The following is a 26,898-nucleotide window of genomic DNA, read 5'->3' on the forward strand; positions in this document are numbered from 1 at the left end:
GCGTAAGGTGACGTCGAAGCAGTGATGAACAATCGGTTTCCGGCAGGCCCGCCGAATGTACAGTTGGCTACGATCTCTGACACCAAGATCTTGCCAAGCCTTAGTCTCTCCGGGGCGTAAACGAAATCCGTCGGAAGTGCCCGGAGTGCTCTCGGGGAAGACGCTTCCGTTTGGAACTTGTTACCGCCAACGACATCGAACACACGGATGTGGTGGGGCCCAGTTTTTCCGGCAGGAAAAGCCTGGGTCTGAAACGTAGCGACGTCTCTCGTCGGGTGAGAAAGCCAATCCGTTCGGTTTCTCAAAATCATCCGCCGCGATCGTGAGTTCGCGTGTCTTGGGATGAAACGATCGACATGGCAGGCGCCTATTTCGCTGTCGGCCTTGGTTCTCTCGTAGTCGAAGAGGATGCCGTAGAAGGGATCGATAAACCAGATTGTACCATCGGACTTGACGACCACGTCGTTGGGCGAATTCAGCCGTTTGCCTTGGTATCGGTCAACCAGAGTGACGATTCGACCATCCGGTTCCGTCCGGCTGATCTCGCGGCCCGAGTGCTCGCAGGATACGAGCCGGCCCTCCTGGTCCAGTGTATGGCCATTCGCATGGTTGGAAGGCTCTCGGAAAACCGAACAGCCGGTGTCCGCATGCAATCGCGGCATGCGGTTATTGGAATGTCACTCCGGGTGACGCTGCCGCCTTTCCACCAGACCGGCCCTTCGCTCCGGGTTGCACCTGTCCAGAGCTTTTCAAGCGGGCATCCGGATCGAAAAGATTCACATGCGTGGGTCTTCGACGATAACGTCAGTCTGAATGCTCGTCGCCTCGCCTATCTGCTGTGGAAACCATTCTGGCAGCGAGCATCACAGCTTCCTCACTAGCCAATGAATTGGCTAAACCCTTACCGGCGATATCGTAAGCCGTGCCATGTGCAGGAGTGCAAACCGGGAAGGGGAGGCCTCCCAGCATGGTGACGCCTCTCTCGAAGCCCATCAGCTTCATGGCGATCTGCCCCTGATCGTGATACATGGTCAGCACGGCGTGATACTTGCCTCTAAGGGCGGTCACGAATACCGTATCGGCCGAATGCGGGCCTGAAACGTCAAAACCGTCTGCCGCAGCGGCTTCGATGGCGGGTCCGATAATGTCGACTTCCTCCATGCCAAAGCTGCCGCCATCGCCCGCATGCGGGTTCAGGGCCGCCACCAGAATTCGCGGATGCTCGATGCCCGATCGTCTCAGGCAGTCTGCCGTCAGAGCGATCTCGTCCCGTATCGCATCGATGGACAGGCTCGCCGCGACATCCTTCAGCGGGATATGCGAAGTCACGCGGGCATTCCACACCGTATCCAGTACGTTGAACTCCCTGACCCGCCGCTGAAGCTGCAAGAGTTCCACGATGAAGCGGCTCTCGTCGTCGTAGCCGGGGTGGGCCAGCCGCATCGCCTTCTTGTTGAACGGCGTGTAACATACGCCATCGACTTTGCCCTGCTTGGCAAGTGTCAGCGCCAACATGAAGTTTTCCACCGCAAAGCGCCCTCCGGCGAGTGTCGCCTCGCCATGGGACAAGTCCTGTGCACCGAGATTGCCGAGGTCGATCAGAACCGGTTTTTCGGAAGATCCGATCGCATCGGCGTTCACGGTCTCGATATCGAGAGGAAGACCTGCAACTTTTGCCCCCTCTTCGAGTATCCGCCTGTCCCCGATGATCGCAAGTCGAGCTTTGGAAGCAACTCTTTCGGATACGGTTAGCCGCGCGGCAAGCTCAGGGCTGATGCCCGCCGGATCGCCCATGGCAAGCGCGAGGAGGGGACGTCGCAGTTCTTTATTTGTCTGGTAAGTCATGCCGTCGGCATCCCCGCTGTGTTGGCGGAACGCAGCCGGTCGCCTCCGGTCGAGAAAAGTCTCAATCGCTCGGGATCACAACGCAGGAAGATTTCTTCGCCGGACGACAGGTCGCGGCCGTCGCGTTGTTCGACGGTGATGGTTTCACCACTCGGGAGATAGCAGTAGAGATAGCGGGTACTGCCGAGATATTCGGCGAAATCGACCTTAGCCCGCAATGCGGTGCTGCTCGACTGGGCGACGTTGAGATGTTCCGGGCGGATGCCAAGCTTGATGCCGTCTCCCGCCGCGACACCGGCGAAGTTCTGGCCAAGCGCCATGACCGTATCGGCAATCTTGATCCGGCCGTCGCCCGCATAGATCGCATCGACGATGTTCATCCTCGGAGATCCGATGAACCCGGCGACGAACAGGTTGCTCGGGTCCTCGTAGACCTCGCGCGGCGTGCCGACTTGCTCGATGCGTCCGTCCCGCAACACCACGATCCGGTCCGCCAACGTCATCGCCTCGGTCTGGTCGTGCGTGACGTAGATCATGGTGTTGCCAAGTTCCCGGTGCAGCCGCGCAATCTCGATGCGCATGCTGACGCGCAGTTCTGCGTCGAGGTTGCTCAACGGCTCGTCGAAGAGAAACGCCAGCGGTTTGCGAACGATGGCCCGGCCGATCGCCACGCGCTGGCGCTGACCGCCGGAAAGCTGCCCGGGGCGGCGCTCCAGCAGCGGTCCGATCTTCAGGATCTGGGCGGCGCCCTGCACCTGCCGCTCGATCTCCTCCGCGGGCGTCTTGGCCATTTCGAGCCCGAACGCCAGGTTTTCCCGCACGCTCATATGCGGATAGAGCGCGTAGGACTGGAACACCATGGCGATGCCGCGCTTGGCTGGATCGAGTTCCGTGACATCCCGGCCGGCAATGAAGATGTCACCGGAGGTCACGTCTTCCAGCCCGGCGATCATCCGCAGCAAGGTGGATTTTCCGCAACCGGACGGGCCGACGAAGACGACGAATTCACCGCCTTCGATGGAGAGGTCGAGGCCGTGAATGATGTTCACGGCGCCGAAGCTCTTGCGGACATCGCGCAGTTCGATCTTGGCCTTTTCGGGTGAGGTGACGGTCATCTTTGCGTCCTAACCCAGACAAGCATCTCGCCCGGTGTGCGGTTATCCCAAAGGTGATAGGGAACGAACCGGACGCTCGTTTCCTCCAGCGTCGGCTTTTCCGTATCGTAGAGCTTGCCGGTCCAGTCGCCCCAGTGTTCGCGACGCGCCTTCACATCGATGGCTACAGCGCCACCGAGTCCTTCAGCCCGACCGGCGACGGCATCCGTAGCATCGTCTTCAACGATCAGTCTGTTGAGGCCGGATGCATTATCGACCTCTTCGGCACAATAGATCATCGGCCCTCGTGCCAGGGCGACCCGGCCGAGATCCGCCTTTACGGCAGGGTTGGCGTGAATGAAGCGGGTCTGCATGGGCAGATCGAGCACGATGGTCTCGCCGCCCTTCCATTGGCGGTCGATCCGAAGATACCCTTTGTCCTCGATCGCCGTGGCGTCTAGCGATTCGCCGTCTATCGACAACGATGCAGCCCTGCACCAGCTGGGCACGCGCAGCGCCAGTTTGAAGGAGGCCGGCGTGTCGAGACCGACTTCGATCGCGATCCGGCCATCCCACGGGTAGTTGGTGCTTTGCGTCAGCGTGACAGGCGTGCCGGCGACCATCAGCCTCGCGGTGCTTTCACCATAGAGATGAACGGCCGCCTCGTCGGCGGAAACGCCGTACATGTAGCTGCCGATGGCGGCGACCGTACGGGCAATGTTGGGCGGGCAGCAGGGGCAGCGGTGCCAGGTCCAGCGATGGTGCTTGCCGCGGCTTTCCAGCGGATTGTCGTAGAAGAATGTCGCGCCGTCAGTGGCGAGACCAGAAAGGGCGCCGTTGTAAAGCGCCTGTTCCATGATGTCGGCATAGGTGCGATCCGGCCCGCGACCGAGCATCCTGCTCGCCACCATGATCAGGCCGACGGAGGCGCAGGTTTCCGCATAGGCGCTCTCGTTGGGCAGGTCGTAATAGTCGGTAAATCCTTCATTGCTCGCCGCCGGGCCGATGCCGCCCGTGACGTACATCTGTTTGGTGGTGAGGTCGTCCCAGAGGATTTTCAGCGCGTCCGTCAGGCTGTCGTCGCCGAATTCGGTAGCGACATCGGCCATGCCGGAATAAAGGTACATCGCGCGCACCGCGTGTCCAATGACCTTCGTCTGTTGGCGCACCGGCAGATGAGACTGGTTGTATTCGTAGGTCTTGTGCCGGAAATACCGGGGATCGGCGCCGCGCTCCGCAGCCTCCACATCGAAATAGTGCGGCTGCTGCCCTCGCTGCTCGACGAAATAACGCGCGAGGTTGAAATATCGCTGTTCGCCAGTGGTCCGGCCAAGCCGGATGAGCGCGAGTTCGATCTCCTCGTGGCCACAATAGCCGGGCTTCTGGTCGGTACCCGGGCCGAATGTCCGGTCGATGTGATCGGCGTAGCGGCACATGACATCCAGGAACCGACGCTTCTTCGTCGCATGGAAATAAGCCACGGCCGCTTCCATCAGATGGCCGGCGCAATACAGTTCGTGGCAGTCGCGCAGATTGGTCCAGCGCGTGCCCGGTTTCATGCGGATAAACCAGGAATTGAGGTAGCCATCGGGCTGCTGCAGGTCGTGGAACATGTCGATGATGGCGTCCATCTTCGCTTCAAGGTCCGGATTGGCCCTGCGATAGAGAACATAGGCCGCAGCCTCGATGACCTTGGCGACGTCGGAATCCCAGAACATCTGGACATTGACTGTATCCGGCGTGCCATCCGATCGGATGTGAAAGGGCATGCGGATATCCGGCACCGGTCTCGCCGGATCGATCTGGTCGAACATGCCTGCCGCGACGCAGCGTTCGTAGAGGATCATCACGGTCTTGTCGGCGACGGCGTCGATACGGTCGCCCCAGAAGCCACGGACGTCGACATCGGGGACGGCGGGCGGGCGGAAGCCCGGTGCGATGGGTTTTTCTAGGGATGCCATGATCAGTCTCATCCAATCGGTTTGGTTGTTATTGTCACTTGACGGCACCCGCGGTCAGGCCACGGATGTAATAGCGCTGCAGCAGCAGGAAGAGCGCCAGGCATGGCGCCATCATCAGCGTCACGCCGGATTGCACGGCACCCCAATCGATTGTGCCGAACTGGCCCGAGCGAACGGCGGCCATCAGCACCGGCAGGGTGTATTTATTCTGATCGGTCAGAAGGATGAGCGCCGCCAGGAACTCGTTCCATGACGCCAGGAATGCGAAGATCGCGACCGTCACGACACCGGGCAGGACGAGTGGCAGCATGATGCGGTAGAGCACCCGCAGCACCGAAGCCCCGTCCACCCGTGCCGCATCCTCGATTTCCTTCGGCACCGCATCGAAGGCGTTGCGCATCATGAATATCGAGAACGGCAGCTGCAGTGTGACATAGACCAGCACGATGCCGGTAAGGGTGTTCTGCAGCCCGAGCTTCGTCAGGATCAGGAAAAGCGGCGTCAGGATCGACTGGAACGGGATCATCACCGTCGAGATGATCAGCACGAACAGCGCATTCTTGAACGGAAACCGGAAGCGCGAGAAGCCATAGCCGGCGAACAGGCTGACGATGACCGACGCCACCACCGTCGCCGCCGAAACCATCAGGCTGTTGCCCGTATAGGTCCAGATGCCCGAGCCGTATTGCGCCAGATTGTCGTAGCTCTGGACGCTGAAACCGTCGACTGGCCATGGCGGAAGCGGCGGCTGACGGGCTTCAACTGATGGTTTGAAGCTGACGAGCACGCTCCAGACCAGCGGCGCCAGGAAAAGCAGGCCGACGACGATGCCGAAGCCGTGATAACGGATATTGGCAAACAGGCGGCGTGCCGAGGAGTTTCGTGTGCGGGCCATCACATGCCCTCCGGATTTCGGAGCAGCCTGAGCTGCACGACGCTGATGATGACGAGAATGACCAGCAGCACCATCGAGAGTGCCGCACCATATCCAAGCCGGAACGACATGAAGGACTGGCTGAAGATCCAGTAGACCGCCGTGACTGTCCGGTTCTGCGGCCCGCCATCCGCGATGATATAGAACTGATCGAAGGCCAGCATCGATCCGGAGACGGAGAGGATGAGCGCGAGCGCGATCGTCCGGCGCATCAGCGGCAGCGTGATCCTGCGGAAGCGCTGCCAGGATGAGGCGCCGTCCATGCGCGCGGCTTCCTGGACCTCTGTCGAAATGCCCTGAAGGCCGGTCAGCAGGATGATCATGTTGAAACCTGCGGTCTTCCACACGACCATGACGACGATCGACCAGAAGGTCGTGTCGAAGTCCGCGAGAAGGTTGATGCGCTTTTCCGTCAGGCCGGAATAGGCGAAGACATAGGAAAACAATCCGGAATCCACGTCGAGCAGCCAGGCCCAGAGCAGGCTGGCGGAGCCGAAGCCGACCACGACCGGCAGGAAGAAGGCGGTTCGGTAGAGTTTGGTGAGAGGCCGCGATCGCTCGGCGTAAAGCGCCAGTGGAAACGCCACCGCAAAAATCGCGATCGTGACGATCACCGTGTAGTAAACCGTGAAGCGCAACGATATCCAGAATTGTGCGTCCTGCAGAAGCCGGGAATAGTTGTCGAACCAGATGAAGCGCGGTTTGCCGAGCAGCGGCCAGTTATGCAGCGACATCCAGAACGCCATTCCCAGCGGAATGACGAAAAAGATCAGTACCAGGATAAGCGCCGGTGCGACGAAGAGCAGACCGGCAAGCTGGTTGCGGCGGCTGCGATTGTTGCGCCGCCTGACAGGCTGGGCACCGGTCGGTTGTTGTAGCGAAGTCATTTTATCTCGTCCGTAGCGTCGGTCGGGCTGTCCCGGACGGCTGTTTGCCGTCCGGGTCGTTGCGAATGAAAGGCGGTCGATAAGCCTGACGGATCAGTTGGCCGCGTCGAGGATCGACTGCATGCTGGCCTGCGCCTTGGCGACCGATCCCTTTACGTCGTTGCCGAAGAACACCTCGTTCAGCATCTGCTTCCAGGGGCCGGTGCTGCTGTTGATGATGTCGTTATAGAAGGGCGACGATGGCGTGCGTCCGATCTTCATTGCCTCGGTTGCGATCTGGTAGCGCTCATCGAGCGACTTCACCGCTTCCGTGGCGACATCGGCGCGGGTCGGCAGGCTGCCGCCCTTGGCAAGCAGGGTCTGGCCTTCCAGCGAGTAGACGAAATCGAGAAATTCCTTCGCCGCCTTCAGGTTGTCGCGTCCCGCGGTCACGACGAAATTGTCGCCGCCGCCGAAGGAAGCCTTGCCGCCGTCCTTGCCTGGAAGGAATGTGACGCCGAATTCGACGGTCGGATAGTTCTTGACGAGGTTGCCGATCGCGAAGGCGCCGATCGGCGAAAGGCCAATCTTGTCCGTCGCAAAGCCGCCGAAGAAGTTCTTGCCGGAATCCGTCTTTGCGCTTTCCGGGACATAACCCTTGGCAACCATGCTCCGATAGAAGTTGATCGCATCGTGCATCTGTGGCGAGTCGATATTGGCGCGCTTGCCGTTATCGACCAGAATATCGCCACCGGAAGCCCAGATCAGCGGCATGAATGTAAAGGCATTGCAGCCTCCGCAGGCGCCAGCAAAATAGAAGCCGTTGATGCCGTTACCAAGCGCGTTGACCTTGCCCGCTGCGGTTTCGATTTCCGCCCAGGTTGTCGGCGCCTTGTTGGGGTCGAGGCCGGCCTGCTTGAAGAGCTTCTTGTTCCATAGCAGCACCGAAGCGTCGGCGGACATCGGCAAAGCATAGATCCGGCCCTCATAGGTACCCGTACCCAGATGGGCTTTCGACAACTGGTCGAAATACGGCAGGCTCTTGGCCATGTCGGTTAGGTCTTCCAGTACGCCGGACTTGGCAAAGGCTGGGCCATAGACCAGATCGAGTGCCACGAAATCGGGAGCCGAACCGCCGGCGGCGGCGGTCGCGTATTTCTGCACCATCTCGGTCGAGGGTACGATCTGCAACTCGATCTGCGTCTTGTGCTTTTCGTTGAAGGCCTTGATCAGCGTCGGCATGAACGCTTCGCTGGTGGACCGCGACCACATGGTCAGCTTCTGTTGTGCAAGCGCTGATGAAGACAGGGCACCAACGATCGTGGCGGCCAAAGCCGCAATCTTGAGCAGTTTCATATGAGGTCTCCTCCCTCTAGAACCGGTTTATCGAACTGTGTCTGGCATGCTCTTTTCTTGCAAAACCGTCATGAGCCACGCACGACCAGCGTACATGGCAGTCTCCACATCCCTGTTTCGACAGCTTCGCCATTCACGAGCCGCAGAAGCGCTTGTCCAGCCTGCCGCCCGAGTTCCTTCAAGTTCATGTCCACCGTGGTGAGCGGCGGTCGGGTTTGCTCCGCAACGATCTCCCAGTTGTCGAAACCCACGACCGAAACATCGTTGGGGATATCGATATTGCGCTCGCGAAGGCCATCGACGACGCCTCGCGCGATCTGGTCGTTGCCGCAGAAAATGCCGTCCGGCCGCTCATCGTGCGACCAGAGATTAGCGACGGCTTCATGTCCCCAACGTTCAGACCAAGACCCGTACAAGACAGCAGCTTGCGGCGAGGACAGTCCCGCTGCCTGAAGTGTCTGGAAAAATGCTGCGGCACGCTCTTCGACCACCTGAAAGGTGCTGGGGCCAGTGATATGAATGATCCGCCTTCGACCTTTGCGAATGAGATGGCCAACCGCTTCGCGCGTGCCTTGGCTGTCATCGGGTAGGATTGTTACCGCGTCGTCTGGCCCTGCAGTCAATGCATATACAACCGGGACTGGGAGGTGGGTGAGATCGACCGGCAAAGACCTGTCGACGCGTTTGCCGGTCGCAATAATGCCGTCGATCTGTTTGTCCAGCATGGCATCGACATGCGTCTTCGCAAGCTCGGGGTTATTTTCGATAGCGCAGAGGAACACCGAGACACCTTGATCGATCAATCCCTCCGAAATCCCCGCCATGACCGGCAGCGTGAAACGTCCGTAGGTATCGTCGGTCAGGAGGCCTACCGTAAAGCTGCGCTTGCGAGTGAGGCTACGGGCAAGCGCGTTCGGACGGAACCCGAGATCCGCAGCAACCTGTTTGATTTTGGCGCGCGTCTCGCTCGATACCCGACCGGTTCCATTCAAGGCCTTCGAGGCCGTGGCTGTGCTGACACCAGCTGCAGCTGCAACATCGTATATTGTCACCCGCTCCATGAAGTGGACCGCCCTTATAACCTTCTAGTGAGAAACCGGTTTCTCACATCGTTATAGCTCAAGATTCGATCGGGGAAAAGGGTTTCTCGGCGAAATTCCCATCGATGGAATGCGCGGAGAAGCCTAGCTGGCGCGGCGACCACAACCGCGAACCAGCAGAAACCATCGACGTGGCATCACGCTGCGGACGATGTGCAACGGATTCGCGTATTTGGGGCACGACAACCGTTATCGGGCTCAACCGTCTTCCAGCACAATTTCGTCCTCTCACAATCAACGGTGCGGTGACGAGTCCGAGAATGCCGTCAAGTCTGGAACAACTGTCGAGGGCATCTCCTAGTTTCCACCCATTCGATCGCAATCGAAGTCTCTGACGATGGACCTGGTATGCCAACCTCCCCACATTCACCCGTGCTTGAACCAAAACCGATCAAGCGCGGAAAGGGGACGAAACTGATTTTGGCCTAGAGCTTCAATCGTGCATGAAATTCCGCTACGGTAAATCCGCGAAAAGGCGCCGAGATAACATCTACCTTAACCAATATGCCCTTCGCCTTCTGGGAGCATGTCGTCGACCGCGAAATCTGGCCCAGACCAATTCCGCTTGATCTCCATCCCGACACAACTATCTCCAAGCAGAAGCGACGGGAGGGTAAAAACATGTTCGACCAGCTGGCAGCTATAGGAACAACGTTCAATGTGGTTCCACATCTTGGAGCCCTTGTGGCGGCATACTTGCTGGCGCTTCCGATCGGGTGGGACCGTGAAAAGGGCGAGCGAAGCGCCGGGTTGCGCACGTTTCCGCTGGTCGCAATAGCCAGCTGCGGATTTATCCAGGCGACCGAGAACTTGACAGCCGGAAGCCCGGAGGCGACGGCCAGAATTGTCGAAGGCCTCATCACAGGCATGGGCTTCATCGGCGGCGGTGCGATCCTTGTCGTGAAAGCGAGTGTGCGGGGAACGGCCACGGCCGCCAGCCTTTGGGCGACGGGCGCTATCGGCACCTCTGTTGGCCTTGGAGCCTACGACGTGTCGATCGTGCTGGCCGTCATGACTTTTCTAACACTTCGGCTCAACGCCAATCTCAAACCGGACGGTCCACAAAACAGACCCGATTGATGAGAGGTCGGTGCACCAGCCTAGCGATGCGTTTCGCCGGGGGGTCTGGGTGCCTCCGAGTACGGCATCAAGCGGCTTTCAGCGTGTCTCAAGGGATCTCTTAAGCCACTCCGTCAACGGGGTCGCGACCAAAGAGCGGCAGGGATCTGCTTAGCCAGACGGGCATCGGGTTACGGTAGCGGAGCCTGCGCCAGATCACGAACTCTTCGCGGTCCCTGCAACCGGCTTACACGCGGGAGGAGGCGGCTCTGTCAGTTGACGCATGGCCTCGGACAAACCCAAGAAGCACCCAAACGGATAAGCGAGAGGAACGAGCCTCGCGCATTCCAGTTATCCTAGGCAGCACAAGGAGTAAGCCATGGACAACTGGGAACAGGAACGCCGCGAACGGGCCTACAAGATCTGGGAAGACGAAGGTCGCCCGCAGGAGGCACACGACGATCATTGGAAGCGGGCGGAGGCGCAGCACGAGTTGTCCGAGCAGGAATCCGAAGAGGTGACAAAGGTCAACCAGCAAGCCGACAACGAGTTCGCCAAGGACAACGAAACCAAAACCGCTACCGACATAAGGCCGCCGTCACCCGTCAGCCCGGACTAAAGGAGTAACCATGAGCAAGAACCTGAAAAAGGGCGACAAGGTCACCTGGGAAACCAGCCAGGGCAAAACCGAAGGTAAGGTCGTCAAGAAGCAGACGTCGGATACCAGGATCAAAGGTCATACGGTGAAAGCTTCAAAGGACGATCCCCAGGTCATCGTGGAGAGTTCGAAATCTGGAAAACAGGCCGCGCATAAACCTGAAGCGCTCAAGAAGGGATAGCGGGCACAATGGACGGGACGCTAAGGTTACCGCGATTCAGGGGGAGTTTCGAACCAATATCACGACGGCCATCATCGGCCCCGCCGCGCCAGAAGACAACAGTTCCGCGTTCGAACCTCTCCGAGGATTTGCGCTTTGGCGGCCACGGTCGGGCGAGGCGGTCAAGCGAACGGACAGGTTCCAAACAAGGTATGTGACATTGCTTCCGTCGCGTTGCTACTCCAATATTGCCAATTCGGATTGCGCATTGTAGGCGACAAAATCCTGAGAGCACTACGGATTTCTTGCAGGTTGTAGGAACGTAGGCTGGCAGTGTACGTTAATCGAGCTTCGCTGACATCAAGAGGATTCAATGGCGACCGGTACTGTAAAATTTTTTAACCAAGACAAGGGATTTGGCTTCATCACCCCCGAGAATGGCGGTCAGGACGTTTTCGTCCACTTCTCGGCCCTGCAGCGCGGCGACTCGCTTCGTGAAGGCGATAAGGTCAGCTACGAGGTCGGTCAGGACCGTAAGACGGGCAAGTCGAAGGCGGAGAATGTTTCCGTTCTCTAGTTAGCTCTCCGCCAGCCCTGTACGGGCTGGTGGCTTCCCGAAAACTCTCCAATCCAGCCTAGGGCCGTTCCCTCTCTGACTAAATCGAATGGCTTTGCAAGTCGCTCGCGTTCTGATTCAAGCTGTCTGCCTATGGAGATCGGTAGATTTGTCGAAAGCCCTTTCCGTTGATCTAAACCGGCGGTTTAACGTTTTCACAGCGAGCCAGTAATCCCTCTCCTGCCGTTTGAACCGTTGAGAGTAATAGGTTCTAACATGCGTGTTTCATGAAGCACCACGATCGGTCCATCCTTCAATCGTGGTAGCCGATCCGCTATTGCGATGACCATTGGTTCCCGCGCAACTGAGCCGCCAACCAAGACGCTGGAGTTGCTGACATAGGCCTGGTAGGACGTGACTATGCTCACCGTGACCGAAATACGCGCGCTCGACCTGTCTGAAGCAGCCTCGAAAAATCGGCCCAGTCACCTGAGCGCTGCGAGCGGCCTCGTGTGCGTGGGCTCAACGATGTACGTTGTCGCCGACGACGAGCTTCATCTGGGTGTGTTTTCGACAAGCACGCTAGAACCCGGTCGTCTCGTTCGCTTGTTTGAGGGTTTACTGCCCCACAAAAAAGCCGCGCGAAAGCGGATGAAGCCAGACCTCGAGGCGCTCACCTTCGTTCCGGCGTCCGAGAAGTTTCCGCACGGCGCACTGCTGGCTCTCGGGTCAGCGTCGAGACCGAACCGGGGCCACGGGTCGCTGCTTACCCTTGGTGACGATGGGGCGGTTACGGGTCTGTTCCAAGAAGTGGATATGTCCGCCTTACTCGGACCGCTTCATGAGGCGTTCGACGACCTCAACATTGAGGGCGCGGTAGTCGTCGGCGATGAGTTGCGCCTGTTCCAGCGCGGTAACAAAGCTCACGCGGAAAACGCGATCATCAGCTATCCACTTTTTTCGCAAGTCCTCGATGCTTTGCAAATCGCCCAGGCCGACCCTTTCACGCCATCCGCCATTAAGCGTCTCGACCTTGGTCTAATCAAAGGCATTCCGCTTTGCTTTACCGACGCGGCCGCTTTGTCCAATGGTGACATAGTGTTCTGCGCAGTGGCCGAAGATACCGAGGATGCGTTTCGTGATGGACCTTGCGTTGGCGCCGCAATCGGCGTTGTCAGTCACGATGGGCGGCAGCTCTCCTTGCAACAACTTGACAAGGCCTACAAAGTGGAAGGCATCAGCGTTGAAGAAGTCGGTGACAGACTCGACGTCCTGCTTGTCACCGATGCAGATGACGCCGAAATCCCCGCGTTGCTCTTGTCAACGTCGATCGCGAGATAGCTTGCAAGCTGAGCCAATAGCAGCAAACAAAGCGAGATTGCTATCTTGGCGAAGTGCTTTGAAGGGCATTCAAGATCATGATTGCATGTTGCTCGCGCGACCGTGGGACCCGCCCTTCCGGGGGGATGGTTCCGGCGCTTAAACCAAGTTTTTTTAAGTAAGCACACGGCGACATTATCGAGCCGTTAATATTATTCAGCCACCAATATGCGAGAACCCTAAATTATGTGTGGGTGTTAAACTCGAGAGGAATGTATCCTTTCATTAGGCCTGCGGCGGAATGATACCGTTCAAGGGACTGCTGGCTTTGACAGCCACCCGAGGATTTCATTATGTCGCGTCCCAAAATCAAGACTGCGCTGCTTGCCGCATTCGCCACCATTGGCCTGCTAACCGTTGTTCTTGCGGGATACGCCATCGAGAGAATGGGCGTCCTTAACGCGAATGTGAAAGAGGTTGCGACAGATTGGCTGCCCAGCATTCAGTATTCGAAGGAAATGGACACCGCCTTGTCCGACTTGCGGATCGCTTATCGTGACCATGTGCTCGCCATCGATGATGCCACGGAGGCTGACGCGGCCAAAAGCGTGGTGACCGAGAAGAACAGGCTTATCAAGGCAGCAGCCGACTACGAGACCTTGATTTCCGAACCCAGCGAGCGTGCAGTCCTGAAAGATATTCGAGACAATATTTCTGCTTTTGAAACCAGTGGCAGAAAAATGCTGGATCTGTCGTCGCAACAGGAAGACGAAAAAGCCAAACTGGTTCTCAGCAACGAGATGCGCCCGATTTCGGCAAAGATCGCCTCCTTGATCGATCAAATTGTTGAAATCAACCGCATCGGTGCGCTGAAAGCCTACGAACACAGCCAGACGACCTACAGCAATACGATTAAACTGACGTAGTCAGCCGTGGCCTTCTGTCTCCTCATCGTTGCAGGTGCCGTCTTTTTCGCTTTCGCTGGCATTGCCAAACCGATCGAAAACATCACTGCGGCCATGAAGAAGCTCGCTGGTGGCGATGCAACGAGCTCCATTCCCTATGGCGGTCGGGCCGATGAGATCGGCGAAATGGCCGCGGCTGTCGAGGTTTTCCGTGCCAACGCCGTGACCACTTTGCGCCTTGAGCAGGAAGCCCAGGCTCAACGGAGTCTGACCGACGGCGAGCGCCAGCGGAATGCCGAGGCTGAGCGGGTCAAAGCTGAAGCGATGGCACTGGCGACCAAGGGTCTCGGGGAGGGGCTGAAGCACTTAGCCGAGGGTGATCTAGCCTTCCAGCTCGCTCAACCATTTGCTGCTGATTTCGAAACCTTGCGCGCGGATTTCAATGCCGCCGTTACCCAGCTTTCAAAGACGCTGCAGGCTGTGGCCGAAGCGACGAGCGGCATTGATACCGGGAGCCGCGAGGTCAGCACCAGCGCCGACGATCTGTCCAAACGCACCGAGCAGCAGGGCGCATCGTTGGAAGAGACGGCCGCCGCGCTCGACCAGATCACCGTCAACGTTGCCAACTCCTCCAAGCGGGCTGACGAAGCCCGCGAGGTTGCCGTTTTGGCAAACGAGAGCGCTGCTCATTCGGGGAAGGTAGTTGCGAGTGCTGTCGATGCGATGCAAAAAATCGAGCAGTCTTCGAATGAGATTTCCAACATCATCGGCGTCATCGACGAGATCGCATTCCAGACCAATCTGCTGGCGCTGAATGCCGGTGTTGAGGCGGCGCGCGCAGGCGAGGCCGGGAAAGGGTTTGCGGTTGTGGCGCAGGAAGTCCGCGAGCTGGCACAACGGTCCGCCAAGGCGGCTAAAGAAATCAAGGGGCTGATCCAGAATTCCTCGATTGAGGTACAAAGCGGCGTCAAATTGGTCAGTGAGACGGGTGAAGCGCTTAAGACCATCGAAGCTTACATCGTCACCGTCAATCAGCATATGGATTCGATCGCCACCTCTGCAAAGGAACAGTCGGTCGGCCTGGCCGAGGTCAACACCGCCGTCAATCAGATGGACCAGGTGACCCAGCAGAACGCCGCTATGGTCGAGGAGACCAGCGCCGCCGGTGCCACACTGGCCGGCGAAAGCGCTAGGCTTCGGGAATTGATTGCGCAATTTCAGCTGGGCGGCGCCCCGAAGCTTGACATGACCATGCGCGCTGCTGGCCCTCTCCGCACCCCGGTTGCCTCACCCGCACGACGCATTGCTGCCCAGGTGGTCAAGGCCTTCGGCGGCAATACGGCGGTCAAGGAAAGCTGGGAGGAATTCTGATCGCCGCGCAGCGCAAAGCGCGCACCTGTGAAGCGTCCTCCAGGCTGTTCAAGTGATCTCCGTCTCGCCAACAGAACCTGAGATGCCGTGGCGATAGCTGCGGCGGGTGACGAGATGGCGGATCTCCTTCAGCTGGAAGAAGAGAACCATAGGCTGCGCAAGCTCCTGGCTGAAAAGCTCCGTGCTGAAAACGCCGATCTGCGCAAGCGTCTCAAGCTTGATTGAGAGAAAACGGTGGCCAATCGGTGGCCTCGTCCCCATACCTATTGGTAAGGCATCCTGGTGGCGACCACTGCCGCGCCATCAGAGCGTCAACTCGCAGCCTGGATGATCGTTTCCGAGCCTGAGAGTTCCACTGCATCGTCGCCTTAAGGGGAGGTGATTTGTGCACGGTCCTCTCGAAGGGCGATTGCACGAGAGCCGCGTGTGGTGAACCGACCCGATATTCTGTTTCGGGTCCGCAGAGCTGATCCAATAAGGCCAATGCGCGGAATTTTCAAAATCCCAACCCAAATCTGGTCGTCACCGGTCGACATTCCCTCAAGACCGCCGAATATCCTCACCCAACTCCGTACTGCTGATTATCTCCTTGACCCGCTGGCCAAAAGCCTCACTGGAAAACGGTTTCGTCATGACCTGCATCCCCCGGTCGAGATGACCATGGTTCAACACTGCGTTTTCCGCATACCCGGTAATGAACAAAACCCTCAGGTTCGGGCGGGCGGTTCTAGCCGCGTCCGCAACCTGGCGTCCATTCATGCCGTTTGGAAGGCCGACATCCGTCACGAGAAGATCGATGTCGGCTCTCGCCGCGAGAACCCGCAGCGCCGAAGGACCATCCTCTGCCTCGAGAACCTCATAGCCCAGTTCCTCGAGGATTTCGACCGCTACCATTCGGACAAGCGGCTCGTCATCCACAACGAGGATTATCTCATTCCCCTTAGAAGGTGGAGCCTTGCCTTCGTCTGCTTCCTCCGTTTCAACTCGCCCATCGTCAATATGACGAGGCAAATAGATGCAGATCATCGTGCCTTTTTCGATTTCGGAGTAGATGCGCGCCGATCCGCCAGACTGACCCGCGAAGCCGTAGACCATCGAGAGCCCGAGCCCAGTCCCTTGGCCGGTCGGTTTTGTCGTGTAGAAAGGATCGAAGGCTCGCGCGACAACATCCGGCGTCATTCCCGTTCCCGTGTCGCTCACGCAAAGCGAGACATACTGGCCGGGCGCGAGGCCTCTCTGCGCCGCGGCTCGCTGATCGAGCCAGCGGTTGGCCGTCTCGATCGTGACAGTGCCGCCATCTGGCATGGCGTCGCGCGCGTTGATACAGAGGTTGAGCAGGGCGTTTTCCAACTGGCCGACATCGACAAACGTTGTCCAGAGACCGCCGGCCGCGACGGACTCCACCTTGACGCCAGGGCCGACGCTACGCGATATCAGCTCCTGCATACCTGCTACGAGACGATTGAGATCGGAGGGCTTCGGATCGAGCGTCTGGCGCCTTGAAAACGCCAGGAGCCGCTGTGTTAGTCCGGCAGCGCGCCCGACCGCCGACTGCGCGCCACTCAAATACCGGTCAATGTCTGCAATACGCCCTTGAGCCAGCCTTGTCTTCATCATTTCCAGGCTACCGCCGATCCCGGCCAGAATGTTGTTGAAGTCGTGCGCCAGACCGCCGGTTAATTGACCCACGGCTTCCATCTTCTGCGCCTGCCGAAGTGCCTCTTCTGCTTGAAAGAGCAACGTAGTTCTTTCTTCGACGCGCTGTTCCAGCGTGGAATTCAGCTCACTCAGAGCGGCGGCTGTGTCGCGAAGTTCTGCTTCTGATCTCACCCGCTGGATGTGGGCCCAAGAGCGCTCCGTAACCTCCCTGATCAGGGCCAGTTCCTCATTCGTCCAACGATGTGGCACTTTATCGTGTATCGCCATGAGCGCTGTCAGCTTGCCCTCTCGGATCAGAGGCATGCAGATTGTCGCGGCGATGCCGATTTCCTGAAACGTCTTGGCCTCTTCGGGAGCTAGTTCAGCCAGGTTGTCTGTGACCACCAGCGGGAGACCACGGCGGAGATTAGATACTGCCAGCTTGCCAAACGCCGCCAGGCTGTAATGTCCAACGATCGAGGGAGATCCCTGCGCCGCCCAATCGCCTCGGATGGTAAACCCGTCTTGGTCTTCGTCCATATCCGCATAGGCGCAGTTGGAGATCGACAAATATTCGCCGACCATTTGCGTTGTGATCTCCAGGACGGCGTCGGCATCGTCGCTTTTGCCGGTCTCACGAGCGAGTTCGTCGAGAAACCTTAGTCTCGCTTCTGACTGACGCACAGAAGTGTCAGCTTGAGTCCGTTCGGTGACATCCGAGCCAGAGACAAAAATGTCAGTGACGTCGCCGAAGGCATCCTTGATTGGCTGGTAAGCAAAGTCTACGTAGCGGTTGCTGACGACACCATCCGGCGAAACTTGGATAGCGTAAAGCGCCCCGGTCGCCGTGTAGGCTTCGCCGGTGCGCCAAATATCTTCGAGAAGCTTCAAATAACCTTGTTCGACTGCATCCGGTAGAACCTCTACCGCCGTCTTGCCAATCAAATCGCGATTACCCACCAGAGCGTGGAACGCGGGATTGCAATACTGTATCACATGGTCAGGGCCGCTGAGCATCGCCATGAAGCCTGGCGCACTCTCAAACATTTGCCGGTAGCGTTCACTCTCAGACGCGATACGCTGTCGCGCGTGCACCGCATCGGTGGTTTCGATCGCGGTGTCCATCATGCCAAGGATAGTGCCATCCTCGTCCCTGACCGGACTGTAGCAGAAGGTGAAATAGGCGGTCTCCGCGTGTCCGAGCCGGGTTGTCTTCAGAGGAAAGTCTTCGAAGTAAGCGGCCTCGCCAGACATGGCTTTTGCCGCAATTGGCTGCAGGGCCTCCCACGTCTCGGCCCACGTGACACGTAGCGGCTGCCCTAAAGCCTCGTCTTTCGCCCCAAGCAAAGGCAGGAAGCCATCGTTGTAGATGGCAATGAGATCGGGACCCCAAAACAGACACTGCGGGAAACGGGAAGCCATCATCGCATCCACGGTCATCCTGAGCACCGGCGGCCACTGGTCAATCGGTCCAAGAGGGGTCACCTCCCACGGGAAAGTGCGTAGCCTGTCTGCCATTACGCTTTTGGACCACTGAAGAAAGGTGCTTGGGATCATGAAGCCTTACCGCGTTGATTCTCGTGCCAGATAGGGAAGCCGCGTCGGATGAAAAGTGCTGCTCATCGATTCGCTGCTTGTGAAGGTACAAACTGTACGGGGTAATACCGAGACCAAACGCTCGGCACTATGGAGGGGTCATCTCGCCTGTCTTGTTAACATTCTGTTTTCGATAACCGTTAATGAGAACAAATGCATCTCGTACTACAGTAGCAAAACATCCGTCAGCCAGGTGCTTGTGCCAATGCCGCTATTATCGTTTCAAAGTTTACGTGACCGCCTGACCATCAGATCACAAGTTGCGTTGCTGACCGCAATCACATGCATAGCCGCTGTCGGTATCGCAGCGGCAGGGGCAGCCGTACTTGCGCGGCAAAGCGCGGTCGCCAGCGCGAACCAGGAGCTTCAGGCTTTGGCGCGCAATATGGCCGACCGGCTCGACCAGCATATGTTTGAACGATACCGTGAAATAAAGAATATCGCCGGATTGGGACCTTTGCAGGAAACTTGGAGCAGTGATCCCGATGCCGTGCGCGTTGTTCTGCAGCGCCTCCAGGCGAGCCTGCCGGAATATGCCTGGTTAGGCTTTGCGTCTCCTGACGGTACCGTTCGCGCCGCAACCAAGGGCATGCTCGAAGGGGCATCCGTCGCTGCTCGCCCGTGGTTTATAAACGGATTGAAGCAACCTACTGTGGAAGACGTGCACGACGCGAAGCTACTGGATAAATTGCTGCGCGTGTCGCCCGATGATGCTCCGTTTCGCTTTGTCGATGTCGCAATGCCCGTTAAAAACCGGCAGGGAGCGCTCGCGGGGGTTCTCGGCGCCCACATGAGCTGGACCTGGGCGGATGACGTTCGTCAGACGGTCCTTGCGAATGAGGACGCAACCGCGCCTGCGGATCTGTGGGTCGTTGCACGCGATGGTTCGGTTCTCATTGGACCTCCTTCTGGTAAGGTCGAGCCCGCTCGTCTCGTAGAAAAGGGCGGCACGGTATTCATCGACACGAGTCATGGCAGCGCTACCCTAACCGCACTGGTTACCACCCGTGGCTCCGGCGATTATCCGGGGCTTGGCTGGACGGTCGCCGCCCGCAAACCCGTTAACGTGATCTATGCGACAGCGAACCGGTTGGTCATACAGATTTTGCTGGTCGGCTTCATTGTAGCCGGTGCCGCTTCCTATCTAGCCTGGGTTCTTTCCGGGGCGGTCACGAAGCCGCTCCAAAATCTCGCCGAGCGTCTTGATCTGATTGGTCGGAAGGCCAACATAACCAGCGTTGAACGCGAACACGGATCCCTGGATATTTTGCAGCTGTCCGCGGCAGTGCGTTCACTTCTGCGCAGAGTGGGTCTTGCCGAAGCAAGCCAGCAGGACGCAAATAGCACCATCAAGGCATTGCAGCGTGAGGTCGAGGCGCAGAAAAAGAATGCGGACGAGAAGATGCTGCGGTTTGGCCAGGACCTCCACACCCTCCAGATCCTTGCCGACACGGACGGCCTAACTGGGCTTCTCAACCGTCGAGCATTTCTGCCCTTTGCCGAAGATGCGTGGAACTACTTCAAGCGGTATAACCGTGAGTTCAGCATCCTCATGTTCGACATTGACCACTTCAAGAAGATCAACGACACCTTTGGCCATTCTGCGGGCGACGAGGTGATCCGAACAATGGGACAGATTATCAGTGCCGGCATCCGGACAACCGACAAGGTAGCCCGCTTCGGTGGCGAAGAGTTTGTTGTGCTGTTGCGCGAAACGGATGAGGCCGCAGCCGTGCTTCTTGCCAACCGCCTTCGCGAAAAGATTGCCAAAGCAGTGGTCGAAACCGGCGGGCATACTATCACCTTTACCACCAGCGTCGGATGTGCACTCGCCACCCGCCTTGCACGCGATCTGGAAGATGTGATTCACGCAGCTGATAAAGCTCTTTACGCGGCCAAGACATCTGGCCGCAACCGTGTTGAACTCCACAGGTCATCCGATAATCGGCAGGCGGCCTGAGGCACTCTATCCTGCGCCAGTCTCTCGTGACATCGGGCAGAGCGAGCACCGGCGAGGCATCATGTGATCGGGTGCAGATCTACTGCTGCAACAGTCGGCCCCGTGACCCTACAGCTCAGCGGCGTTCGTTGGGAAATGCTTCAGCCCCGGCGTCCGCTGGAGCGACAGGCGATTGACGATCGGTCTGAGAGCCGCAAGATCTCAACATCAATGCCACATGACGAACGCTCCGACCCGCATAGATCCCGTTCAATGTGTGCAGAAGTTGATGCACGGCACCTGAATGACAAGCATAATAAATCGCCTAGCGCTCGCGGCGGGTTGCGACAGCCTTCACGTTACGAAGCTTGGACAGGTGCTGTGACAAGGCGGACTGACTGAGACCCACGATATCGGCAATTCGTAAACCAATCGCTCCCCGCTCACGAGGATCTGCAGCCGTTTGGCATTTTCAAGGGCGGAAAGCAGTGCTGCCGCCTCGTTTAACCTATCCCGTCCGGGATCGTGAACCTCCCAGCTGAACCCTCTCTCTATTTGCTGATCTGATATACAGACCACCTCCAAACGAAATCGTACAGTTTCCGTGAATCTATGGAGCAGCTAGCTGAGCACGGAGACGCATCCCAGCAGGTGTCGTCTACGGTAGGATGCCAATGGTCGGTTTAACGACGGCATCCACATCGAAGGTCTTGGGACCCAGAAGCAGACGTTTGTCGCTGACTTATGACTAAGTGTCGCGGTTTTAGATGCCCTAGTCTCCCGCTGTCGCCAGTTGTTAAAATAGGTGGCGCTCAGCCCATGCCGGCGATCTTGTCCACCAGATTGGCGGAACTGCCGGTATAACTTGCAGTATCAAGCGTCACTATGTCCTTACCAATCATTTCCGGATGCTCGGCAATAGCCTGTGTAAACGGTAGGCCCTCCATGACGGACCGTTGTGCTGCCCCATAGAGCATGTGATGGGCCTTGTGGCGGCCGATACGATCGGAAAGCTGCATCATGGCGGCTTCCGATACGATGAGCCCATTGGTGATCTCGATATTGCGCTTCATCGCGTTGGTGTGAACGACAAGACCATCGACCAGGCGGGCGAGCGTTTCGGCTACGGACGCGCCGAGAATGGCTATCTCTGGAACGGCGACATCGCTGACATTCGATGCTGAGGAATCCCCTTCGTCCAGACGCAGCATCGAGCCCATCAGCAGCGGCAACCGCGCCGACAGGAGGCGGCAGAGGCTGGTGAGCAGGAGTGCTGTCGAAGGATTGCGTTTCTGGGCCATGGTCGAACTGCCGACCTTGCCCATGTGGAAGGCTTCTTCCACCTCTGCAATTTCAGTCCGCTGCATGAAGACGATGTCATGGGCAATCTTGTCCGCCGTGGCGGCGAGCAGTCCGAGCGCACAGAAATAGTCGTTGGCGCGGTCGAAGGATGAACGCATCGGCAGTATTGCGGGTTCGAGGTCGAGGATCGCAGCCATTTCCGCTTCGACCGCTGGGCCTTTTTCGCCCATGGCCGCAAAGGTGCCAATTGCGCCGCCGAGGCATGCGACGAATGATGGTCCGATGCGATCCTGTAGGCGCTTGCGGTCTCGGCGGATTTCTTCGAGCCAGCCAGCCACCTTGAAGCCGAAAGTCATGGGCAGTGCGTGCTGGCCATGGGTGCGGCCGGCCTGCATCGTATCTCGATGGGCGACAGCGAGCTTTGCTAACGAGTGCGTGGCGGCTTCCAGGCTTGCCTCGATCAGGGTGTGAGTTCGCCGCATCTGCAGGGCAACGCCGGTGTCAAAGATATTTTGGGTAGTAGCCCCCCAGTGGATGTAGCCCGCGGCCGGCTCACCGCTGAACTCTTCAAGCTGTCGCAGCACAGGCACGAACGGGTGCTGCGCATAGGCGATCTCGCGGCTCAGCCGTTCCGTGTCGAAGCGTTCGAAACGGCAGGCCTCGGTGATGACAGGTGCGACGTCTGCCGGAATGACGCCGAGGCGGCTTTGTGCCTGCGCCAGAGCTGCCTCGACATCCAGCCATGCCTGCAATGTCTGATGATCGCTCCAGATCTCTTTCGCCGGTGTGCTGAACCAGTAGCGGGTGATGAAAGAGTCGAACATTCCGACGGTCATGGCAAATCCATTGTCTTGAAAAGCGATAAAAGGGCGCGCTCCGGTCTCGCAGAGCGCGCCCTGTGATCATTCGATGGTGATCTTGGAATCCATGACGATCTTCTGGTAGATGACGGCCTGCTGGTCGATGAAGCCGGCGAATTCACCCATCGCCATCGGCGATGCGATGAAGCCGCCGTCGGCGAGGCGCTTTTTGACGTCCTCCTGTTCCATTGACGCTGCGATCGCATCGCTGAACTTCTTGGCGATCGCCGGATCAGTGCCCGCCTTTACGAACAGACCTTGCCAGAGCGGCAGCGCCAGGCCCTTGAATTCCGGAATTTCCGTCATCGCAGGAACATCCGGCAGGGTAGCGGCGCGGTCGTCGCTGGTCACGGCCAGAATGCGCAGCTTGCCTTCCTTGAAGAAGGGCAGGGCGGTCGAAGTGGTGAAGACGGCCGAATCCAGGATGCCTGCGAGGATGTCGTTGGAAACCTGCGCACCGCCGCGATAGGGGGCGTGAACGAATTTCGCACCTGAGCGCTCGCTGATCATCTCGCCGACCATGTGCTGGGCCGTGCCGATACCCGGTGTGCCGATGGAAATGCTGTCCGGCTTGGCCTTGGCGGCAGCAACCAGTTCGCCCAGCGTCTTGTAGGGCGAGGCGGCGGGCACGGCGATTGCCATCGAGGTAATCGCGGTGCGACCGACCGGCAGCGTGTCCTTCTTCCAGTCGATCTTGACCGACTTGTTGAGCATCGGTACGGCAACGGTGTCATGACCGCCGTAATAAAGCGTTGAGCCGTCCGCCTTGCCGTTGATCAGCTTCTGCAGCGCGATCATGCCGCTGCCACCTGTTGCGTTTTCCACAACCACCGAGCGGCCGAGGCGCTTGGTGAGTTCCGGGGCGATGACTCGCGCCGCATAATCGGCGCTGCCGCCGGCGGAGTAGCCGACCAGAAGCGTGATCGGGCCGCTGTCTTGGGCAAGGGCGGCGACAGGCACTGCCGCCATAGCGAGCGCGGCGGCGGCGCGAAGAAGATTTCGTCTGAACATGGGTTCCTCCCTTTGTACAATATATATTGTATCGGCAAATCGAGCCTGATATAGCGAGATATCGCGCAATTATCGGCCGCGCAAGCTCGATTCTGCGCAAAAACACTTGAGCGAATGTATTGTATTGTATTATGGAGATCGCAATGACTGACACTGCACGCCTTCAATCCTATCTGCGCTCCGTCGCTCATGCCGCAGCGGCCGGTGAAAAATTGCCGACCGTTCGTCAGCTGATGCGCGATTTTTCGCTGAGCCAACAGAATGTCGAGCGAGCCTTGAAGATACTCAAGGACGAGGGGCTCGTTGCCGCCCATGTAGGCCGCGGGACGTTTTTCACGGGCGGGTCGGCGGGCGAGCCTGCAACGTCAGGCAGAAATCGAGCGGAGGAGGGCGCGCAGCGTAGCGTGATGCTGCTGAAGCGTTCGTCGAACAATTTGCGCGGCAGAATTGTTGTCGAGGAATTGCAGAGGCTTCTCAACGGTGCCGGTCACGTCACGCTGGAAGTCGGTTATTCCGACTCCGAACATGCAAAGCAGGTCTTGCAGACCCTGCCGCGCTTTGATGCCTGCATCGTCCAGAACTCCTTCGACACGATGCCGATCGATATGATCGCCGCGTTAAAACGCAAAGCGGATACGATCGTCGTCGATGGCGCCTGGCTGGTTGGGACCGATGTCGATGCAGTCGGCTTCGAATGGGGCCAGTCGGTCGAAACGGCCGTTAGACGGCTGGCTGCCGCCGGTCACGACCGGATCCAGTTCGTCACCACATCGAGCTTCTTTCTGGCCAACGAAATGGGGCTGCATCGCTGGCGCCTCCTGCGGGAACAGTCTGCGTTCGCCCAGGTGCTTCAGCCGGAGACCCGCATCGTCAAGCTGCCCCCGAAGGACTATGAGGAAGTCGTCGTCGCGGCGATCCGCACGGCACACGCCGCCGCGTCCGGAGCGCGCCGGCCTGCCGTCATCGTATGGGGTGTCGAGGATGGCGCAAAGTTCCGTTCGCTGCTCGCTGCCGGCGGGCTGGATATTCCATCCGATCTCTCTGTCGTCCTGCTCGGGCGCACGGATCTCGAGCCGGAATCCGGCACTTTCTTTCACATGATCGGCTATCGCGCCGCAGATCAGGTCAAGGGCGTCTACGACCGCCTGATCGAACGCTGGCGCGAACCGAACGCACCTTATGGCTTGAGGTTATTGCCGATGACGGAACGCCTCGGCGAATCGCTCCGGGATCAGGAGCCAATTCGATGATCTTTCTACCAGGGAGGAAATGATGACGGGTATACGCGGACAACGGGATTTCGGAATCGGGGTGATCTATCTCGCCCTCGGACTAGCCGGCTTTATCATCGCGCGCAACTATAGTTTCGGTACCGCCGGGCGCATGGGGCCGGGATATTTCCCGACGATCATTTCTTCGCTGCTGATCGTGTTCGGGGTGATCACCGTCGCCCGCGGGCTTTTCCGCGACGGCACGCCGATCGGTGCGATCAACTGGAAAGGCATTTTCCTCATCACCCTCTCGGTCTGCGCCTTCGGTTATTTGCTGGAGCGTGCCGGTGTCGTCGTGGCGCTTCTGGCGCTGATCCTGATCTCGGCCGCCGCAAGCGAGCGGTTTCGCCTTGAAATCAGGGCGATTGCCGGTCTCGTCGCACTGATTGTTTTCTGCACCGTAGTGTTTGTCGAAGGCCTCGGTCTTCCCATGCCGATCCTCGGCGAATGGTTCAGGAACTAAAGGCGCGTCCCATGGATATCTTTGCAAATCTCTGGCTCGGCCTGACCGTCGCCGCGACGTTTTCCAACATGCTCTATTGCCTGATCGGCGTTTTCCTTGGCACCGCCATCGGCGTGCTTCCGGGCCTTGGCCCGGTGGCAACGATTGCCATGCTGCTGCCGATCACCTTCGGCCTGCCGCCGGAATCAGCCCTGATCATGCTCGCCGGTATCTATTATGGCGCGCAATACGGCGGCTCTACCACTGCGATCCTCGTCAATCTGCCGGGCGAGCCTTCGTCGGTCGTCACCGCGCTTGATGGCTACCAGATGGCTAGGCAAGGTCATGCTGGTCGGGCGCTTTCGACCGCGGCGATCGGTTCCTTCATCGCCGGCACGATCGCGACGGTGTTGATCGCCATTTTCGCCCCGGCGCTTGCCGCCGTTGCCCTGCAGTTTGGCCCGGCCGAATATTTCTCGCTGATGGTGCTCGGCCTGATCGCCTCGATCGTCATGGCATCCGGCCCACTTCTGCACGCGCTCGGCATGATCCTCGTCGGTCTGTTGCTCGGCATGGTCGGCACGGACGTCAACTCCGCCGTGCCCCGCTACACGTTCGATATGCCGCTGCTGGCGGACGGCCTCAACTTCGTGGTCATTGCCATGGGTGTTTTCGGTATCGGCGAGATCGTCGCCAACCTTGAGGACGAGGCAGACCGCACTGTGATGACGAAGCGGGTCACGGGACTGATGCCGACAAAGGAAGACTGGAAGCGTATTATCGCGCCGATCCTGCGTGGCACCGCGCTCGGGTCATTGCTCGGCATCCTGCCGGGTGGCGGCGCCGCACTTGCCTCGTTCGGTTCCTATACACTCGAAAAGAAGATGTCGAAGACGCCGGAGCAGTTCGGCAAGGGTGCCATCGAAGGTGTGGCCGGTCCGGAGGCCGCCAACAACGCCGGCGCCCAGACTTCTTTCATTCCGATGCTGACCCTCGGCCTGCCGTCCAACTCGGTCATGGCGCTGATGATCGGCGCCATGATCATGCAGGGCATCCAGCCCGGCCCGTCGGTGATGACCGAGCAGCCGGCACTGTTCTGGGGGCTGATCGCCTCCATGTGGATCGGCAATCTCATGCTGCTGGTGCTGAACCTGCCGCTGATCGGCCTGTGGGTGCGGATGATCGCGATCCCTTACAACCTGCTCTTCCCGATCATTATCGTTTTCTGCGCGATCGGCGTATTCAGCGTCAACAACAACACGTTCGACGTCTACGCGATGGCGCTCTTCGGTGTCGTCGGATACGTCTTTCGCAAACTGGACGCCGAGCCTGCACCGATGTTGCTGGCCTTCATCCTCGGCCCGATGATGGAAGAATTTCTGCGCCGGGCCATGCTGTTCTCGAAGGGCGATCCGAGCGTGCTGGTTACTCGGCCGCTCAGTTCGGTATTGCTGGCCATCGCCGCCACCCTGCTTGCCGCAGTTTTGCTACCGTTCGTTCGCAAGGGGCGCAAGCAGGCGTTTCAAGAGGAGTGATTGATCCGACTTCCAAGCTCGATATCCTGTTCAGAACCGATGACCTCCTGAGTGAGGTTGCCGCGGCGATCGAGGGACGCGATGTTATCCTTGTCCTCGATAGCTGCGAACACGTCGTG

The 26,898-nt window shown here is 58.7% G+C and carries 19 protein-coding genes and 4 pseudogenes; 11 read left to right on the forward strand and 12 right to left on the reverse strand.

Annotation, left to right across the window (positions count from 1 at the left end; translation table 11 throughout):
* Window positions 1-488 precede the first annotated feature (488 nt).
* From KX729_RS34285 to KX729_RS25525, 8 genes and pseudogenes are all read right to left on the reverse strand, one after another.
* Window positions 489-662 (reverse strand): annotated as a pseudogene (locus KX729_RS34285) (SMP-30/gluconolactonase/LRE family protein); the annotation flags it as partial.
* Between the two features lie 142 nt (window positions 663-804).
* Window positions 805-1,845 carry a 4-hydroxythreonine-4-phosphate dehydrogenase PdxA gene (locus tag KX729_RS25495; protein ID WP_219745307.1) on the reverse strand — a complete coding sequence of 347 codons (1,041 nt, stop codon included), beginning with the start codon at window positions 1,843-1,845 and terminating at the stop codon, window positions 805-807.
* Complete coding sequence (locus tag KX729_RS25500) at window positions 1,842-2,960, reverse strand: ABC transporter ATP-binding protein (RefSeq protein ID WP_219745308.1); 1,119 nt, start codon at window positions 2,958-2,960, stop codon at window positions 1,842-1,844. Before KX729_RS25500 ends, KX729_RS25495 begins: the two co-directional genes overlap by 4 nt.
* A complete protein-coding gene (locus KX729_RS25505) occupies window positions 2,957-4,900 on the reverse strand; it encodes a glycoside hydrolase family 127 protein (RefSeq protein WP_246617853.1) in 1,944 nt (647 codons plus the stop codon). Before KX729_RS25505 ends, KX729_RS25500 begins: the two co-directional genes overlap by 4 nt.
* Window positions 4,901-4,934: 34 nt before the next feature.
* Window positions 4,935-5,795 (reverse strand): carbohydrate ABC transporter permease, encoded by an 861-nt coding sequence (locus tag KX729_RS25510; protein ID WP_219745310.1) that lies wholly within the window; start codon window positions 5,793-5,795, stop codon window positions 4,935-4,937.
* Entirely contained in the window at window positions 5,795-6,721 is a 927-nt protein-coding gene (locus KX729_RS25515) for a carbohydrate ABC transporter permease (protein WP_219745311.1), read from the reverse strand. Before KX729_RS25515 ends, KX729_RS25510 begins: the two co-directional genes overlap by 1 nt.
* A gap of 93 nt (window positions 6,722-6,814) precedes the next feature.
* Window positions 6,815-8,056 (reverse strand): ABC transporter substrate-binding protein, encoded by a 1,242-nt coding sequence (locus tag KX729_RS25520; protein WP_219745312.1) that lies wholly within the window; start codon window positions 8,054-8,056, stop codon window positions 6,815-6,817.
* 68 nt (window positions 8,057-8,124) lie between these two features.
* Window positions 8,125-9,117: a LacI family DNA-binding transcriptional regulator gene (locus KX729_RS25525; RefSeq protein WP_219745313.1), complete on the reverse strand. Its 993-nt coding sequence runs from the start codon at window positions 9,115-9,117 to the stop codon at window positions 8,125-8,127.
* 660 nt (window positions 9,118-9,777) lie between these two features.
* Here KX729_RS25525 and KX729_RS25530 point away from each other — a divergent pair.
* The 7 genes and pseudogenes from KX729_RS25530 to KX729_RS33685 form a co-directional block, all read left to right on the forward strand.
* Window positions 9,778-10,236: an MgtC/SapB family protein gene (locus KX729_RS25530; protein WP_219745314.1), complete on the forward strand. Its 459-nt coding sequence runs from the start codon at window positions 9,778-9,780 to the stop codon at window positions 10,234-10,236.
* A gap of 358 nt (window positions 10,237-10,594) precedes the next feature.
* Window positions 10,595-10,834: a DUF2934 domain-containing protein gene (locus KX729_RS25535; protein ID WP_219745315.1), complete on the forward strand. Its 240-nt coding sequence runs from the start codon at window positions 10,595-10,597 to the stop codon at window positions 10,832-10,834.
* A 10-nt stretch (window positions 10,835-10,844) separates the two neighbouring features.
* Window positions 10,845-11,054 carry a hypervirulence associated TUDOR domain-containing protein gene (locus tag KX729_RS25540; protein ID WP_219745316.1) on the forward strand — a complete coding sequence of 70 codons (210 nt, stop codon included), beginning with the start codon at window positions 10,845-10,847 and terminating at the stop codon, window positions 11,052-11,054.
* 352 nt (window positions 11,055-11,406) lie between these two features.
* Window positions 11,407-11,610, forward strand: a complete 204-nt coding sequence (locus KX729_RS25545) for a cold-shock protein (protein WP_219745317.1) — start codon at window positions 11,407-11,409, stop codon at window positions 11,608-11,610.
* Between the two features lie 399 nt (window positions 11,611-12,009).
* A complete protein-coding gene (locus KX729_RS25550) occupies window positions 12,010-12,930 on the forward strand; it encodes a DUF6929 family protein (protein WP_219745318.1) in 921 nt (306 codons plus the stop codon).
* A gap of 332 nt (window positions 12,931-13,262) precedes the next feature.
* Window positions 13,263-15,185: pseudogene (locus KX729_RS25560) on the forward strand (methyl-accepting chemotaxis protein).
* A gap of 99 nt (window positions 15,186-15,284) precedes the next feature.
* Window positions 15,285-15,410 (forward strand): annotated as a pseudogene (locus KX729_RS33685) (transcriptional regulator); the annotation flags it as partial.
* A gap of 315 nt (window positions 15,411-15,725) precedes the next feature.
* On the opposite strand, the gene KX729_RS25570 reads toward KX729_RS33685, so the two are convergent.
* The gene (locus tag KX729_RS25570; RefSeq protein ID WP_246617854.1) at window positions 15,726-18,263 is read right to left on the reverse strand and encodes a response regulator; all 2,538 of its coding nucleotides are present in this window, start codon (window positions 18,261-18,263) and stop codon (window positions 15,726-15,728) included.
* Between the two features lie 172 nt (window positions 18,264-18,435).
* On the opposite strand from KX729_RS25570, the gene KX729_RS25575 reads away from it, so the two are divergent.
* Window positions 18,436-20,379 carry a sensor domain-containing diguanylate cyclase gene (locus tag KX729_RS25575; RefSeq protein ID WP_312991972.1) on the forward strand — a complete coding sequence of 648 codons (1,944 nt, stop codon included), beginning with the start codon at window positions 18,436-18,438 and terminating at the stop codon, window positions 20,377-20,379.
* Window positions 20,380-20,617: 238 nt separating this feature from the next.
* Here KX729_RS25575 and KX729_RS33690 read toward each other — a convergent pair.
* From KX729_RS33690 to KX729_RS25590, 3 genes and pseudogenes are all read right to left on the reverse strand, one after another.
* A pseudogene (locus KX729_RS33690) lies at window positions 20,618-20,913 on the reverse strand (ArsR/SmtB family transcription factor); the annotation flags it as partial.
* Between the two features lie 257 nt (window positions 20,914-21,170).
* On the reverse strand, window positions 21,171-22,496 hold the full coding sequence (locus KX729_RS25585; RefSeq protein WP_219745322.1) for a class-II fumarase/aspartase family protein: 1,326 nt from the start codon (window positions 22,494-22,496) through the stop codon (window positions 21,171-21,173).
* A gap of 66 nt (window positions 22,497-22,562) precedes the next feature.
* Entirely contained in the window at window positions 22,563-23,531 is a 969-nt protein-coding gene (locus KX729_RS25590) for a Bug family tripartite tricarboxylate transporter substrate binding protein (RefSeq protein WP_219745323.1), read from the reverse strand.
* Window positions 23,532-23,674: 143 nt separating this feature from the next.
* On the opposite strand from KX729_RS25590, the gene KX729_RS25595 reads away from it, so the two are divergent.
* Genes KX729_RS25595 through KX729_RS25605 form a run of 3 tightly spaced genes read left to right on the forward strand, consistent with a single transcriptional unit; the run spans window position 23,675 to window position 26,779 of the window.
* On the forward strand, window positions 23,675-24,781 hold the full coding sequence (locus KX729_RS25595; RefSeq protein WP_219745324.1) for a GntR family transcriptional regulator: 1,107 nt from the start codon (window positions 23,675-23,677) through the stop codon (window positions 24,779-24,781).
* Between the two features lie 22 nt (window positions 24,782-24,803).
* Window positions 24,804-25,265, forward strand: coding sequence for a tripartite tricarboxylate transporter TctB family protein (locus KX729_RS25600; RefSeq protein WP_219745325.1), 462 nt, complete (start codon window positions 24,804-24,806; stop codon window positions 25,263-25,265).
* A gap of 11 nt (window positions 25,266-25,276) precedes the next feature.
* Window positions 25,277-26,779 (forward strand): tripartite tricarboxylate transporter permease, encoded by a 1,503-nt coding sequence (locus tag KX729_RS25605; protein ID WP_219745326.1) that lies wholly within the window; start codon window positions 25,277-25,279, stop codon window positions 26,777-26,779.
* The last annotated feature ends 119 nt before the right edge of the window (window positions 26,780-26,898 follow it).

Origin of the sequence: Neorhizobium populisoli (genome assembly GCF_019430945.1) — a bacterium.
GTDB classification, from domain to species: Bacteria; Pseudomonadota; Alphaproteobacteria; order Rhizobiales; family Rhizobiaceae; genus Neorhizobium; species Neorhizobium populisoli.